The sequence below is a fragment of the Chlorobaculum sp. 24CR genome, from assembly GCF_004118635.1.
Lineage (GTDB): Bacteria > Bacteroidota > Chlorobiia > Chlorobiales > Chlorobiaceae > Chlorobaculum.
Genome location: NZ_SDGU01000024.1, coordinates 44051 through 57713, shown reverse-complemented (window position 1 = coordinate 57713; position 13663 = coordinate 44051). Strand labels below are relative to the sequence as shown.

The window sequence follows — 13663 nt, the reverse complement described above, 5'->3', positions numbered from 1 at the left end:
AATCACAGGAAGCACTGAATGCGGACGGCAGCGATCATTCCGGCGCGCGGCGGCTCGAAGGGGCTGAAAAACAAGAACATCCATCCGGTGGCCGGTCTTCCGCTGCTGGCATGGAGCCTCTTGCAGGCGCTCGACGCCGAACACGTGGACAAGGTTTTCGTGACCACCGACGAGGCGGCCATCGCCCAGGTCGCCCGCGAGTACGGCGCGGAGGTGATCGACCGTCCGCACGAGATCAGCGGCGACAAGGCGAGTTCGGAGTCGGCGCTCTTGCACGCGCTCGAAACGATTGCCGAACGGCACGGCGGCGCGGAGCCGGAGACGGTCGTCTTTCTGCAAGCCACCTCGCCGTTGCGCAAGCCGGGGGACATCGACCGCTCCATAGAGCTGTTCCGGCGCGAAGAGGCCGACTCGCTGATTTCGGTCACGCGGGCCGACGACCTCACCATCTGGGAGCAGCGCGAGGGCGAGTGGAACAGCGTGAACTTCGATTATCGCAATCGCGGGATGCGGCAGGATCGCCCGTCGCAGTACATCGAGAACGGCTCGATTTATCTCTTCACGCCTTCGGTGCTGCGCGAGTTCGGCAACCGCATCGGCCGGAAGCTCTCGGTCTATCCGATGGAGTTCTGGCAGACCTGGGAGATCGATACCATCGAAGAGGTCGATCTCGTCGAATTTTACCTGAAGCGTAAAGGTCTCGACCGCTCGTTCGTTCGATCCTGAAATCCGACAAACCCAACAGAATCAAGACAATATGAACTTTTTCCTCTCCACCGACCTGTGCATCGGGGTCAACGAAGCACTCTCCGTGCATGAGCACCTCCAGTCGCTCGGCGTCACCAGACCGGGCATTATCTACGATGCGAGCCTTTCGGAAAACCTCTATTTCCAGGATGTGCTGCGCAACATCAACGCCTGCTATACCAACGCGGTCATCTATTGCAACGAGTTCAGGGGCGAGCCGACCTACCGCCATCTCGAAAACGTCGCGGAGTTTTTCCGCCGCGAGCAGCCCGACGGCCTGGTGGCCATCGGCGGCGGCAGCACCATCGACCTCGGCAAGGGTGTCGCGCTGCTCCTGACCAACGAGGTTCCGGCGCTCTCGCTCAAGGGCTTCCCGAAGGATGTGAACGATCCGGTGCCGCTGGTGACCGTGCCTTCGCTGCTCGGCAGCGGCGCGGAGGTGAGCTTCAACGCGGTCTTCATCGACGAGGACGAGGGGCGCAAGCTCGGCATCAACAGCCGCAAGAACTTCCCGAAACGCTCGGTGATCGATCCCCAGCTCTCGATGAGCGCGCCGATGGAGAGCGTCATCGCCTCGGCGATGGACAGCCTGGTGCACTGCGTCGATAGCTTCGGCTCGGTCAGGCACACCGCGCTGAGCCGCATCTTTTCCATCGAGGGTTTTCAGCGTACTTTCTACGCTTTGCAGCAGGGTCAGCTCGACCGGGCCGAGGCGCGGCTCGATCTCGCTCTTGGCAGCGTTTGCGGCACCACGGCGCTGATGAACTCCGGCGACGGCCCGACCAACGGCTTTGCCTACTACGTCGGCGTGAAGCACCAGGTTCCGCACGGGCTGGCGGGCGCGATCTTCCTCAAGGAGGTGATGCGCTACAACGTCACCAAGGGGTACGACAAATACGCGCTGCTCAATCCCGCCCGCAAAGAGGGGGCGTCGGCAAGGGAGTCGGCGCAGGAGCTGCTCGAACAGATGGACGCGCTTTATCGCCAGCTCGACATTCCGAACCTCGTGCCCTACGGCTACGGCAAAGGCAACGTCGCCGAACTTGCCAGCAAGGCGTCGCAGGCGCTCTCCGGATCGTTCGGCGGCAACCCGGTCGAATTCAACGAAGAATCAGCCAGGGTGGTAATCGACGCTTTAACATGAACTGTAAAGTTTTTTCTTCTTGACCTATAGGACTTATAGGTCTTATAAGTCCTATAGGCACAAAATTTTGGATACTTAAAAGAACTTAAACGCATTGCACAATGGCAGGAGCCGAGCTGATTGGCCGCGAGGAGCTGGCCGAGATTCAGGAGCTGTTCAGCAGGGAGAAAACCACCCTGTACCGGTACGCACCGGGTAACTACAAGGCGAGGGAGTTTGAGGAGAAGTTCGCCGCATACATGGGCGTGAAGTACGCCCATGCCGTGTCGTCGGGCACGGCGGCGATTCACTGCGCCCTTGCGGGCGCGGGCGTCGGCCCTGGCGACGAGGTGATTACCACGGCGTGGACCTTCATCGCGCCGGTCGAGGCCGCCGCCGCGCTTGGCGCTGTGCCGGTGCCGGTGGAGATCGACGAGACCTATCACCTCGATCCGCTTGAGGTCGAAAAGGCGATCACGCCGAAAACCAAAGCGGTCGTCGCGATTCCGATGTGGGCTGCCCCGAAAATGGACGAGCTTGCTGAAATCTGCGAGCGTCGCGGCGTGACGCTCATCGAGGACGCCGCCCAGTCGCTCGGCGCGACCTACAAGGGGCGCAAGCTCGGCACCATCGGCAAGGTTGGCTCCTTCTCGTTCGACGCGGGCAAGACGCTGCACGTCGGCGAGGGCGGCATGGTCATCACCGACGACAAGGAGGTCTATGACCGCGTTGCCGAGTTCAGCGACCACGGCCACATGCACATTCCCGGCCTGCCGCGCGGCAAGGATCCGCGCCGCGCCAAAGGGCTGAACTACCGCCTCAGCGAAGTGACTGCGGCCATCGGCCTGGCCCAGCTCGGCAAGATCGACTACATCCTCTCGAAGGCGAGGGAGAACAAGTACAAGATCAAGGAGCGCATCAGCCATCTCGGCAACCTCACGATGCGCCCCTTCACCGACGAAGCCGGTGCGCAGGGCGACACGCTCATCTTCAAGGTTCGCGACCCGGAAGCCGCCCTCCAGTTCGAGGCGCACCTTTTGGAGCACGGCTTCGGCACCAAGATTCTGCCCGAAGCGATCGACTGGCACTACGCCGCCGTCTGGGGCCATTTGCTCAAAGCCTGCGACCGCTACCGCGACCTGAACCTCGAAGAGCTGTGGCCCAGAACCGGCCAGCTCCTCCAGAGCAGCATCTGCCTGAACATCCCCGTGCTGATGGACGACGCCACCATCGACAAGCTGGTCGCCGCCATCATCTCCGGCGCGGAGAAGATCGGATAAGCCCGCCATTCGGGACTCCATCCATGAAAAAAGCCTGTCGAGAAGCAGGCTTTTTTCGTTTGTCGTCATCGTCCTTTCCGTCTCTTATTACTCCGGCCATTAAAATGGTCAAACAATTGCCCCGGACTTCAGTCCGGGGTTTATGGGTAACACAAAATAAATCAGGGCTTTAGCCCAATTTCTTCTTTTAGAGATGATTGCGATTTATTATGGCCGGAGTAATAAGTCCTTTTCGTCCTTTTTGCAAAACTCGCTAAGCCACTCCGGCCTTTCACGCGAGCGCGAAATCTTTGTTACATTACTTTTTAAAAGACTTCAGGTTTCTTCTGAATAGCTGTTTTTTTCACATGAATCCATTTGCCGACAATTCGTCATCCAACGGGGAGCAGGTCAACCAGACCGGTCGCATTCTGGTCAGGGTGCTCGATGCCCACAACTGCACAGGCGATCTCGGCATCGCGCTTTTCAGGGACAAGCATGGATTTCCGGGAGAGACGGAACATGCGTTCAGAAAAGGCGGACTGCACGAGATAGGGGAGTCGAATCTCTATGTCTTCGAGGAGGTTCCCTACGGCGCTTATGCGGTTTGCGTCATTCACGACGAAGCCTGCTGCGGCGAGCTTCACAAGAACTTTTTCGGCATTCCGAAAGAGGGCGTCGGCACCTCCAATAATCCCCAGTTTTTTCTCGGCCCGCCCTCTTTCGACAGCGCCAGTTTTCAGCTCAACAGCGCCGAGGTGGAAATCGAAGTGCACCTGAAGTATCTGGGTGGGTGATGAGAGTTCAATCAAAGTCATCAAAAAAAGTAAGTCAAGAAGTGATGTTTGGAGATATAATCAGGAAACGGAATGTTTCCACCGTTTCACCTATGACGGCTCATCATGCGACACAAGTTAAATCTCGATATTTTCTGGCAGCTCTCAGTACCTCGACCATCGGCCTGCGCCTGTCGTCATCATTGCCGAAATCGTCAAAAATCAGCAAGCCTCCCTTGAACAGTTCACGATGGTTGCGGAAGATTTGAACAAAAGAGATGAAAAAGAATGATGTGTTTTCGTATTTATTGCAGATCTTCTACGGTTGAAAAAATATGTCCAAAACAAATGGATTATTACTCCGGCGACAATATATCGCAAAAGCACCACCAAGAAGAGATTGGGCTAAAACCCGGATTTATTTTGCGTTATCCGCATACCCCGGACTGAAGTCCGGGGCAATTGTTTAAGAGTTTTAATGGCCGAAGTAATAAGTTAACGAATAGTCTGATTATTTGTTGTGATGTTGTACGAATATTGCGAGAGAAGTGGTGCCGGGTTGTTTGATGAACCGATCAACTTGCTGACGAACCTCTCGTTCATTGTCGCGGCTTGGTTTGTTTTTCGGTTGATGAAAGAGCGTGATGCGTTCGGCTCTGGAAATGTGACACTTTTGGCTCTGATGGTGTCAATAGGGCTGGGTAGCGCGTTGTATCATTCGTTTGCTGCCAGGTGGGCTGCGGCTTGTGATGTGTTTCCGATTTTTGCGTATCAAATAACGTTTTTATGGCTCTACATGACGAGGGTTGTGAGGCTTGGTGGTTTGCGCAGCGTTTTGTTGACGACGGGATTTTTGCTTGTCAGTTTGTACGCGCTGTCTTTTAAGGGCGCGCTGAATGGTTCTGTTCTGTATCTTCCCGCGATTTCGTCGGTTATGATTGTTGCCGTGTATCACTATTTCAGCAAGAAGGCAGAGCCGATGATGGGGATTTACGCATTGATTGTGTTCGCGGTTTCGCTGTTCTTTCGTACAATTGACGCAACTCTTTGTCCTGTATGGTCATACGGGACCCATTTTCTCTGGCATCTCTTCAATGGTGTGCTTTTATACCTGACATCGAGAATTATTATCGTGAATTCCGGGTTAAAGGAGGCTCGTGTTGAACGATCATAAAAATGTGCAATCAGATAGTCTGATAAGAAAAATGGAGAGAATTATTGCCGGTACTGATAGATCGGTGCTGAAAGCAAGGTGGCAACTGTTGTATTCGGTTGGGATTTTGATGATTGTACCGGCGTTGATCTATGTCGATATTATTCCTTATGGGTGGCGTATTTATATGCTTCTTGCGTTGGGGTCGGTGTTTTCCATCCTGTCGTATGTTCGTGGTTATACATTGAGCGAGCTTGGTTTCAGAAAAGATAATATTCGCAAAGCCTTTTTGATGCAGATTCCTTTTCTGGTTGGCTTCTTGGCTGTTCTTTCATTTGCCAACAGATTTGGCTTTGTGGAGCGTGAGTTTCTGTCGAAAGAGCTTTTTTTGATTTTTTATGTTTTCATTTCATCTCCTTTTCAGGAGTTTGTTTATCGCAGTTATATGTATGCTCTTTTAAGGCGTTGTGGCTGGGAGAACAGGTTGGTGTTTGTCCTTTTTATGGCAATTCCGTATGTATTTGTTCACATTATCTATCATAATGTTCTCACCCTCTTTTTTACCCTGATTGCCGGTGTTTTCTGGTCGTACACCTACATCAGGCAGACAAACCTTTTTGCCATTTCATTCTCCCATGCCGTGCTTGGATGCGTCGCCCTCGTTTTGGGTGTTGTGTAAAGAGTGTTCATTTGCCATAAGGTTATTTTGAAAAGATTTTCTTGAGAAAATTATCGGTTTTGGGGATTGGGATGACGAACCATTTATCAAACAACGGTCAGCATCAGGAAGAAGCTTGCCGTGTTTCCATTCAAGGCTCATCGTTTCCGGCTTATTACTCAGGCAACAAAAAGTCGCAATCGCCTTCGCCGGGAGAGATTTGGTCTATGGATAAGCCCCCCCTCCCGAACGCTTTCGGGACGGGGTAATTATTTGAGCGTTGTAATCGCCGAAGTAATAACGGGGCAACGCGCTGATCGAGAAATTCGGAACCCGACTCCGTGAGGTGGCCGGGTTCTGAAAGAGAGAATTTTCAGGGCGATTCCTCGAAAAGGGGCTTGTTCCTGACGAGTTTGAGAATTTGCAGGTACAGGTTCTCGTTGCGGTAGTTGTAGCGAAATTCGCACTCTTTGAGGTGCAGGTAAAAGGTGTTCTTGTTCACGCCACGGAACTTGACGAGCCTGTTTTTGGCAATGCTCCAGAACCCCTCGATGCTTGTGGCGCGATTGAGGCCTCTCGACAATTCGCTCTCACCGTCGTTGTCAGCTTCTTCGCTGCCCGGAAGTCTGTTGCGGCAGATCGCGCTGTTGCTGGTCACACTGCCAATAACCATGCTATTTTTTGGCGAGTCTTTCGCGCCATCCGTCACGATTTGGGTGTACACTTTGCTGCACGGCTTGATGATGCCGAAAACGGTGGTTCTGGTCGTTGCGTCACCGGCAGGTCTGATTTGAACGCGATGAGGCCCAAACAAGGACTCGTCGGCATCGTTTTCGCCCGCTAAAGAGCCAAGAGCTTCCGACTCGCAATGTTCGGCAATGCGTTCCCGAATGGCCTTGAGGTATCGATTCACGGTATTGCGGTTCAGGCCACTGAGTGAGGTGATCTGCGTTGCATCCAGATCGTCGCAAAAATAGCGTACCAGCTCCCGGAACTTTGCTTCTGAGATTTTTGAACGATATATGTAACGATTATTAATCGACATCACAAGAGGTTAGGGTGTTTACAAATAAGCTGTACTGGTCATGACGGAATGTATTTGTTGTGTATGCGCGAAGAGCTTTAAAAAACGAAGTTCAATAAACTCTCCTTCAGCAGACTTCAGCGCATCCATTTATCCTGTATCGACACCTTTACACAGCACAAAACCGGCACCCGCAGGCGCCAAGGCTCAGTCAGTTCTTTGGTATAGCGTATAAAAGATGTGGTAATGTTCCGAGTCATGCCCTTTGATGTTTTCAATAAATATATAGTATTTATGTTTAAATATGAGAATGGTTTATGAAATCTATATTTTCCCTGTTCTGGTCATGAATATTTTTATGTTTTTTGTATGCACGAAGAGCTTTAAATAGTAAAGTGTATATAAAATAGCTATCTATTCCCGCAAGACTCGATGATCTGGGGCTGTCAAAATGGGTAAGCCCATAACAGCGTAATCCTTTTTTGAGCCGGGTTTCAGGCGGATGCTGCGCCGTGGCCGGAAGAGGCTTTCGCCGGGCGATCATACTCGAAAATACAGACCGGCGCGCCGAGCGCCTGGCGGCAGAGGATTTCGCCGTTCATCTCCGGAAATGCCCGGCGGGTGGCGGCCATGTCCAGTTCGCAGATGACGTGGCAGGGCGTCTCGAATCCGAACTCCTTGCACACCTCCAGCCACGGGCAGATTCGCTGAATTTCCAGCACGGCGTCGATGCCCCGGTTGGAAATATCGACCACCTCCATCTCCATGCCGATGGTTTTGAACTGCGGGATAGCCTCGCGGAAAGCTTCGGCGAGCGTGGGCCGGGCAAGCAATGGCCCCATGCGCTGCCTCTGGATTTCCGGGAACCCTTCGAGCATCGCTTCCCACGCCGCAGCCTCGCCGAGCTGCTTGCTCAGTTCTTTGAATCGCGAAAACTTTTTTCGCGCGGATTCGATCAGTTCCGTCTTTGCGTTTTGCATCGTTTCATCTCCTGTTTGAGGTTTGTTGCGGATTTCGCGGTTTGTCGCTCTTGTGAAAAGGTGCGTTGACATATTCCTGAAAATGCCTTATCGTGACTTTTTCTTACGCATCCGGTGCGATGGATCGGTCGAATATCCGGCGTTTATGGACCGGTTATGCAGAAGAGAACAACATCAACTCATTGAAAATGCCATGCGAATTCCACTGAACCGGTTCGACGAATGTATCGATCCACCAATGCTGAAACGCGGTCTGACCTGTTTCCGGAACGGCCAGGTAAGCGAGCCTGTCGAGGGCGCTCCGGGTGAGTTCGAGGCGACGGTCGAGGGTACGGAGCCATACACCGTGCGGCTCGTCATCGACCGCGGCGAACTGGTCGAGCATGTGTGCAGTTGCCCGTACGACATGGGGCCGGTCTGCAAGCACGTGGCGGCGGTGCTCTTTTACCTGCGCAAGGACGAGCTTGGCCTGAAGGTGAAAAAGGCCTCGACCAACAGCGCCGGAGCCAAAAAGCCCTCGAAGCGCAAAACCGTGGCCCAGCGGGTCGATGCCTTGCTCGATGCCGTCGATCCAGGTGATCTCAAACAGTTCGTCAGGGAGCAGGCGAGCCAGAACGTCCAGTTCCGGAACCTCGTGCTCGCCACCTTCGCCACCCTTGGTTCCGGCGAATCGAAAAGCTTTTACACGCAGCAGTTGACGGCGATTTTGCGCAGCGCCAAAGACCGGTCGGGCTTTATCGGCTGGTCGGAGTCGAACCGGGTCGCCAGGGGTGTCGCGAATATTCTGGAAATGGCTCGCAAGCAGTTCGAGGCCCGGAATGAGCGCGAGGGGTTGCTGGTCTGCATGGCCGTTATGGAGAAGCTGGTTGGCGCGTTGCAGTATGCCGACGACAGCGACGGCTCGATCGGCGACTGCATCAGCGACGCTTACGCCATGATGCTCGGCGTCGCACAATCACAGCCCGCCGCGAGCGTCAGAAAACAGTTGCTCGATTACTGCATGAAGGCAGTAGAGAAGCGACTCTACGACGGCTGGAACTGGCATCTTGGCATGTTGCGGATGGCCGCGGAGCTGGTCGAGAGCGACGAAGAGCGCCGTGCATTGCTCGCCGCGCTGGAGCGTGAAGGCGGCTCACGTTACAGCGGGCAAGCTGCGCAGGCCCTCAAGTACGGACTCATGGCGAAAACCGGCGGCGAGGCGGCGGCTGACGCCTGGCTCGAAGCGAACCTCGGCAATCCGGAGCTGCGCCGGATCGCGCTCCGCAAGGCGATGGAGAGCCGCGATTTCGACAAGGTACGCCGGATTGCCGAGGATGGCATCGCGCACGACAAACCGAAATATCCGGGGCTTGTGATCGAATGGCGTGACTGGCTGCTCAAAATCGCCCAGGCGCAGGGCGATCGCGAGCTTGTCATTCAATACGCCCGCACTCTGTTTTTTCAGAGCAACCGGTTTCAGGAGAACTATTACGCCATCCTGAAGCAGCAGATCGAGCCGGAGCGGTGGGTTCCGTTTGTCGAGGAGCTTTTCGGCGAGATTGAGAGCAGCAGAAAACCATACATTCCCCAGGAGCTGCTCGCCGGAATTTTCATCAGCGAAGGGTGGATGGAACGGCTGTTGAGTCTCGTGCGCCAGTTGCCGACGCTTCATACCATAGAAGAGTACGAATCGAGGCTCGCCGGGCAGTATTCTGCCGAGTTGGTCGAATTGTACGCCCAGGCGATTGCCGATTACCTGAAAGCGAATGTCGGGCGAAATCACTATCAGGAAGCGTGCCGGTATTTGCGGAGAATGATAAAACTCGGCGGGCGCGAAAAGGCGAACGGGGTTATCGCCGATTTGAGGAGGCTCTACTCGCAGCGAAGGGCGTTGATGGAGGAGCTGGCGCGCGTCTGACGACAGGGCGGCCTCTGCCTCGCTCCGCATCATGGATGCTGCCGGGAAATCGTTATACTGTCGCCACAATTTTTGTCATTGCCTTAATTTTCAAAAGAGTACTCTCATGAGCGATCTGCCGAACTGTCCGGAATGCAATTCAGAATACACCTATGAAAACGGCGCGCTCTTCGTTTGCCCGGAGTGCGCTCACGAGTGGAGCCGTGCCGGGGCGGGCGAGGCCGAGGCGGAGCGCGTCTGGCGTGACGCGAACGGCAACACGTTGCAGGATGGTGACACGGTGACGGTCATCAAGGATCTCAAGGTTCGCGGCGCGTCGTCGGTGCTCAAGGGTGGCACGAAGGTGAAAAATATCCGTCTCGTCGAGGGCGATCACGACATCGATTGCAAGATCGATGGCTTCGGCGCGATGCAACTGAAATCGGAATTCGTCAAAAAGGGGTGAGTCATGCAAACTGCCGATTCAATGGAGCTGCTCCGCGAGCTGTATGAGGAGTATTCGGAGTGGTACTTCAGCCTCGCCGAGGAGGATGGGGTGCTGCCGCGCTCGATTTCCGGGGTCGCCGCCGATGGCTGCCAGTTCATCTACCTGACTGACGGACTGACCTTGCAACCGATGGCGCGGAACAAATTTCTGCGCTTCGTGCTCGACGAGCATCGCGCCGTGGCTTACGCCTATGGCGGCCTGGCGTTGCGGGGTGACAGCGAGCTGGGCGAGATCGAGGAGATTCTCGACGTGGTGGCCGCCAGCGCGGAGCACTACGTCATGGGCCACTGGAAGGTGATTCGCGGCGAGGATGGCAAGGTGGCCGCGCTCAAGCCGATGGGCCAGAGCGAAGGCGACGACCCGGAGAAGCACCCGGCGTCGTGGTATCTTGCCGGAGCCATCCGCTTCACCGACACCGAAAAGCTCAAATACGGCAATCTCTGGGAAGAGGCGAAGGCCGACGTGATGTTCAGCGACCGGAACTCCATGGAATAAAGAATGTTACGCGCTTCTGACCGAACGGGCGTCGGCCTCACTCCAGCGCCCGTCCGCAGACTTTGCAGAAGCGGGCTTCGGGGTCGAGGGCGTTGCTTTGGCAGCATGAGCTTGCCAGCGTGCGCTCGGCCTCGATTTTGCCGTGCATGGCGGCCATTTCGGCGCTGACGATGCCCGTCGGCACGGCAATGATGCTGTAACCGGCGATCATCAAAAGGGCGGCAAGGGCGCGGCCAAGGACCGTCTGCGGGTAGATGTCGCCGTAACCGACCGTGGTGATGGTCACAATCGCCCAATAGACTCCCTTCGGAATGCTGGTGAATCCGTTCTCTTCGCCCTCGATGAGGTACATGAGCGCTCCGATGATGCTGACCGTGACGAGCACGAAGAAGAGGAAAAAGACGATCTTGCGACCCGAAGCGATGATCGAGGCCTTGACGAATTCGGCCTCCTTGACGAACTTGACCAGCTTGAGCAGCCGGAAAATCCGCAGCACCCGGAAAAAGCGGATGACGAGCAGGTATTGGGTGCCGGGAACGAAGATGCTGAAATAAGTCGGCAGAATGGCCAAGAGGTCGATGATGCCGTAAAAGCTGAAGAAGTAACGTTTTCTGGACTCCGTTGCGTAAAGCCTGATGCCATATTCGAGGGTGAAGAGGATGGTGAAAAACCATTCGAGTCCGTACAGCAACTGCCCCCAGGCGTCGTGAATTGACCGGACGGTGTCGAGCATGACCACGGTGACGCTCATGATGATCGCCGCAATCAGCAAGAGATCGAACGATTTGGCGGGCAGGGTGTCGTAATCGAAAATGATATGGTGCAGTTGCTGCCGCAGGTTTTTTTTCGGAGTCATGTACGGGGCGTCATTTCTTGTTTCGGCAAAAACGGGTTGTCGCCGGATGGCGGGCGTAAGCGTCACTAAAAAATATACGACACCCGTTTCCGGATATGAAACGGGATGTTTGAGGCCGGGAAGAGTGAGCAATGGCGGGGCTTGTCTGTCGTACAAGCAGTTGATGATGTGTCAAATGACTGAAAAAATAGCGCGCTCAAGCGCTGGCAGGTGCGGGTATCTGTTGTTTTTGTTGTATATTAAGGCCGTTAATTCACTTGAACATGAAAAGGAGAGTTATTTATGTCACTATTCAGGAAATCGTTCACGGCGCTCGCTATTGCGCTGACCACCATCTTTTCGTTTGGCGCGACGCTCGATGCCGCTTCCCCGGAACCTCAGGCCGCAGCCGTTCAGCCCGCAAGCAAAGGCTTGTTCGTGGTGGTCACCTCCGATGACCCCATGACGCAGATGATGGCGATGGTGCTTTCGACCCAGACGCTCAACCAGGGACGTTCCGTCCGTGTGCTGTTTTGCGGCAAGGCTGGCGAGCTTGTGTTGAAAGGCAGCAAGGAGAAGCTTTTCAAGCCGCTCAACAAGTCGCCCCAGATGCTGCTCAAGGGTCTCGTCGCCAGAGGCGTTACGGTCGAAATTTGCCCGCTTTACCTGCCTGACGCAGGCAAGCAGCCTTCGGCTCTCATCGCGGGCGTCACGATCGCCAAGCCGCCGGTTGTCGCCGCCGCTATGGCTGAAGATGGCATCAAGCTGCTGACCTACTGAGTTCTCCGCTATTTTTTTCATGGCGCCGTCGTCGATTTCCGGAATCCCGGATCGGCGGCGGCGCTTTTTCATTTCATGTCAAAAAGCCGGGACAGCGCCTTGCTTGCCGGTTCGCGGATGACCAGGTCGTAGCTGATCGTGCCTGACGGCTCCGGGTTGATTTCGATGCAATACGCCCCGGCTCTCCTGGCCAGGGCGGGGAAGCCCGCGGCTGGCCAGACGGCGCCGGAGGTGCCGATGCTGACGAAGAGGTCGCAGGCGGAGATCAGCTCCGAGGCTTCGTGCATGACCGCCTCGTCGAGCAGGTCGCCGAACCAGACGATGGCGGGCCGGAGCCAGTTACCGCAGTCGCACCGCAGCGTTTCGTAGCTTCGCCCGAAATCCTCCTTACCCGCTCCGCACCGCTCGCATCGCAAACGCCAGAGACTGCCGTGCAGCTCGACCACGTCGCGCGATCCGGCTCGCTGGTGCATCCCGTCGATGTTCTGCGTGATGAGGCACACCTCCGGCATGGCGGCGATGAGGCGGTGTCCGTCGTGCGGATGGCAGTCGAGCACCGTTCTGCGGCGGAGTTCATGAAAGCGCAAGACCTTTTCGGGATCGCGCTCGAACGCCGCCTGGCAGGCGTACTCCTGGTAGTCGTACCGGCTCCAGACGCCCCCTTTGCCGCGGTATGTCGGCACACCGCTCTCCGCCGACATACCGGCTCCGGTAAAGAGTATGATGCGCCGGTAAAGTGAAAGATCGATCTGTTTCATGAGTGGGTTTTTGTTTGTCGCGATACCCGATTACGGCGTCGATCCCGATTTGCGGTGACATGTTCCGGTTTCTGCGCTCCTTTATCCGGCGAACTTCCTGAACTCTCACCACAATAAAAAGAGGCATTCCGGAGTTCATGAATCGGGTCGCTTGCTGACATTTCTTGTCCGGAATGCTGCAAAGAAGTGCGTGAGTAATTATATTGAAGTAAATTATTATATAAAGATCAAAATTGTGAACCAACGGAGTTGCCATGTTAAAGGAAGCTGCTGCTGTTACGGGAGGCGCGTTACTTCTGCCCCCAATCGGAGTTTCGATGGTTGCCTGCGGCTTGCCCGGTCTGCTGATCGCGGGCGCGGGCTTTTTTCTTTTTGACGCCGTGATGCAGGAGAAGCGCTCTTCGGCACCGTCCTCTGGCGATGCTGAACATGAACCGGGGAATGACTGGCCATCAGCTTCTCCAGCCGAGCCGGGCAGTTTTCGGTAACCGTTGTTTTATGACTCCGGCAACAAGAAATCGCCAAGAGATTACGGAGAAGAGACCCTCATTCTGAATGGAGCGAAGCGGACTCGCGCTTCAGTCCCGATTGCTGTCGGCAAAGAATCCATTTTGTTACAAAACAAAGAGTTCCGCTTTTTTCTCCCGGCTTGTCGGGACTCAATGACAAGCAACAAGATGTTTGGCGCTTG

General features: G+C 55.2%; 15 protein-coding genes. 11 read left to right on the top strand and 4 right to left on the bottom strand.

Annotation, left to right across the window (positions count from 1 at the left end; translation table 11 throughout):
- Positions 1 to 18: 18 nt before the first annotated feature.
- From EST62_RS05260 to EST62_RS05235, 6 genes are all read left to right on the top strand, one after another.
- Complete coding sequence (locus EST62_RS05260; RefSeq protein ID WP_129051059.1) at positions 19 to 726, top strand: cytidylyltransferase domain-containing protein; 708 nt, start codon at positions 19 to 21, stop codon at positions 724 to 726.
- A gap of 31 nt (positions 727 to 757) precedes the next feature.
- Positions 758 to 1891 carry an iron-containing alcohol dehydrogenase gene (locus tag EST62_RS05255; RefSeq protein ID WP_129051058.1) on the top strand — a complete coding sequence of 378 codons (1134 nt, stop codon included), beginning with the start codon at positions 758 to 760 and terminating at the stop codon, positions 1889 to 1891.
- A gap of 101 nt (positions 1892 to 1992) precedes the next feature.
- Complete coding sequence (locus EST62_RS05250; RefSeq protein WP_129051057.1) at positions 1993 to 3150, top strand: DegT/DnrJ/EryC1/StrS family aminotransferase; 1158 nt, start codon at positions 1993 to 1995, stop codon at positions 3148 to 3150.
- A gap of 347 nt (positions 3151 to 3497) precedes the next feature.
- Positions 3498 to 3926: a DUF2141 domain-containing protein gene (locus EST62_RS05245; protein ID WP_129051056.1), complete on the top strand. Its 429-nt coding sequence runs from the start codon at positions 3498 to 3500 to the stop codon at positions 3924 to 3926.
- A 502-nt stretch (positions 3927 to 4428) separates the two neighbouring features.
- Positions 4429 to 5079 carry a ceramidase domain-containing protein gene (locus EST62_RS05240; protein ID WP_245153488.1) on the top strand — a complete coding sequence of 217 codons (651 nt, stop codon included), beginning with the start codon at positions 4429 to 4431 and terminating at the stop codon, positions 5077 to 5079.
- Positions 5066 to 5737 (top strand): CPBP family intramembrane glutamic endopeptidase, encoded by a 672-nt coding sequence (locus EST62_RS05235; RefSeq protein ID WP_129051054.1) that lies wholly within the window; start codon positions 5066 to 5068, stop codon positions 5735 to 5737. Before EST62_RS05240 ends, EST62_RS05235 begins: the two co-directional genes overlap by 14 nt.
- Before the next feature lie 352 nt (positions 5738 to 6089).
- Here EST62_RS05235 and EST62_RS05230 read toward each other — a convergent pair whose 3' ends face one another.
- Both EST62_RS05230 and EST62_RS05225 read right to left on the bottom strand, forming a co-directional pair.
- Positions 6090 to 6629: an IS1595 family transposase gene (locus EST62_RS05230; protein WP_129051053.1), complete on the bottom strand. Its 540-nt coding sequence runs from the start codon at positions 6627 to 6629 to the stop codon at positions 6090 to 6092.
- A 605-nt stretch (positions 6630 to 7234) separates the two neighbouring features.
- On the bottom strand, positions 7235 to 7720 hold the full coding sequence (locus tag EST62_RS05225; RefSeq protein ID WP_245153477.1) for an L-2-amino-thiazoline-4-carboxylic acid hydrolase: 486 nt from the start codon (positions 7718 to 7720) through the stop codon (positions 7235 to 7237).
- Positions 7721 to 7913: 193 nt separating this feature from the next.
- On the opposite strand from EST62_RS05225, the gene EST62_RS05220 reads away from it, so the two are divergent.
- From EST62_RS05220 to EST62_RS05210, 3 genes are all read left to right on the top strand, one after another.
- Positions 7914 to 9617, top strand: coding sequence for an SWIM zinc finger domain-containing protein (locus EST62_RS05220; protein ID WP_167599195.1), 1704 nt, complete (start codon positions 7914 to 7916; stop codon positions 9615 to 9617).
- A 106-nt stretch (positions 9618 to 9723) separates the two neighbouring features.
- Positions 9724 to 10062, top strand: a complete 339-nt coding sequence (locus tag EST62_RS05215) for a zinc ribbon domain-containing protein YjdM (protein ID WP_129051050.1) — start codon at positions 9724 to 9726, stop codon at positions 10060 to 10062.
- Positions 10063 to 10065: 3 nt separating this feature from the next.
- Positions 10066 to 10599 (top strand): hypothetical protein, encoded by a 534-nt coding sequence (locus tag EST62_RS05210; RefSeq protein WP_129051049.1) that lies wholly within the window; start codon positions 10066 to 10068, stop codon positions 10597 to 10599.
- Between the two features lie 37 nt (positions 10600 to 10636).
- Here EST62_RS05210 and EST62_RS05205 read toward each other — a convergent pair whose 3' ends face one another.
- Positions 10637 to 11455, bottom strand: coding sequence for an ion transporter (locus EST62_RS05205; protein WP_129051048.1), 819 nt, complete (start codon positions 11453 to 11455; stop codon positions 10637 to 10639).
- 282 nt (positions 11456 to 11737) lie between these two features.
- Here EST62_RS05205 and EST62_RS05195 point away from each other — a divergent pair, with 282 nt between their 5' ends.
- Positions 11738 to 12214 carry a DsrE family protein gene (locus tag EST62_RS05195; protein WP_129051046.1) on the top strand — a complete coding sequence of 159 codons (477 nt, stop codon included), beginning with the start codon at positions 11738 to 11740 and terminating at the stop codon, positions 12212 to 12214.
- A gap of 68 nt (positions 12215 to 12282) precedes the next feature.
- Here EST62_RS05195 and EST62_RS05190 read toward each other — a convergent pair whose 3' ends face one another.
- A complete protein-coding gene (locus EST62_RS05190; RefSeq protein WP_129051045.1) occupies positions 12283 to 12972 on the bottom strand; it encodes an NAD-dependent deacylase in 690 nt (229 codons plus the stop codon).
- Between the two features lie 254 nt (positions 12973 to 13226).
- On the opposite strand from EST62_RS05190, the gene EST62_RS05185 reads away from it, so the two are divergent.
- Positions 13227 to 13460: a hypothetical protein gene (locus EST62_RS05185; protein ID WP_129051044.1), complete on the top strand. Its 234-nt coding sequence runs from the start codon at positions 13227 to 13229 to the stop codon at positions 13458 to 13460.
- The last annotated feature ends 203 nt before the right edge of the window (positions 13461 to 13663 follow it).

What these genes read in the sequence shown, in the direction of transcription:
- EST62_RS05220 (WP_167599195.1), top strand. Translation starts at nt 7,914, where the DNA reads ATGCGAATTCCACTGAACCGGTTCGACGAATGTATCGATCCACCAATG.
- EST62_RS05190 (WP_129051045.1), bottom strand. Translation starts at nt 12,972, where the DNA reads ATGAAACAGATCGATCTTTCACTTTACCGGCGCATCATACTCTTTACC.
- EST62_RS05260 (WP_129051059.1), top strand. Translation starts at nt 19, where the DNA reads ATGCGGACGGCAGCGATCATTCCGGCGCGCGGCGGCTCGAAGGGGCTG.
- EST62_RS05225 (WP_245153477.1), bottom strand. Translation starts at nt 7,720, where the DNA reads ATGCAAAACGCAAAGACGGAACTGATCGAATCCGCGCGAAAAAAGTTT.
- EST62_RS05255 (WP_129051058.1), top strand. Translation starts at nt 758, where the DNA reads ATGAACTTTTTCCTCTCCACCGACCTGTGCATCGGGGTCAACGAAGCA.
- EST62_RS05195 (WP_129051046.1), top strand. Translation starts at nt 11,738, where the DNA reads ATGTCACTATTCAGGAAATCGTTCACGGCGCTCGCTATTGCGCTGACC.
- EST62_RS05185 (WP_129051044.1), top strand. Translation starts at nt 13,227, where the DNA reads ATGTTAAAGGAAGCTGCTGCTGTTACGGGAGGCGCGTTACTTCTGCCC.
- EST62_RS05205 (WP_129051048.1), bottom strand. Translation starts at nt 11,455, where the DNA reads ATGACTCCGAAAAAAAACCTGCGGCAGCAACTGCACCATATCATTTTC.
- EST62_RS05210 (WP_129051049.1), top strand. Translation starts at nt 10,066, where the DNA reads ATGCAAACTGCCGATTCAATGGAGCTGCTCCGCGAGCTGTATGAGGAG.
- EST62_RS05250 (WP_129051057.1), top strand. Translation starts at nt 1,993, where the DNA reads ATGGCAGGAGCCGAGCTGATTGGCCGCGAGGAGCTGGCCGAGATTCAG.
- EST62_RS05245 (WP_129051056.1), top strand. Translation starts at nt 3,498, where the DNA reads ATGAATCCATTTGCCGACAATTCGTCATCCAACGGGGAGCAGGTCAAC.
- EST62_RS05215 (WP_129051050.1), top strand. Translation starts at nt 9,724, where the DNA reads ATGAGCGATCTGCCGAACTGTCCGGAATGCAATTCAGAATACACCTAT.
- EST62_RS05240 (WP_245153488.1), top strand. Translation starts at nt 4,429, where the DNA reads ATGTTGTACGAATATTGCGAGAGAAGTGGTGCCGGGTTGTTTGATGAA.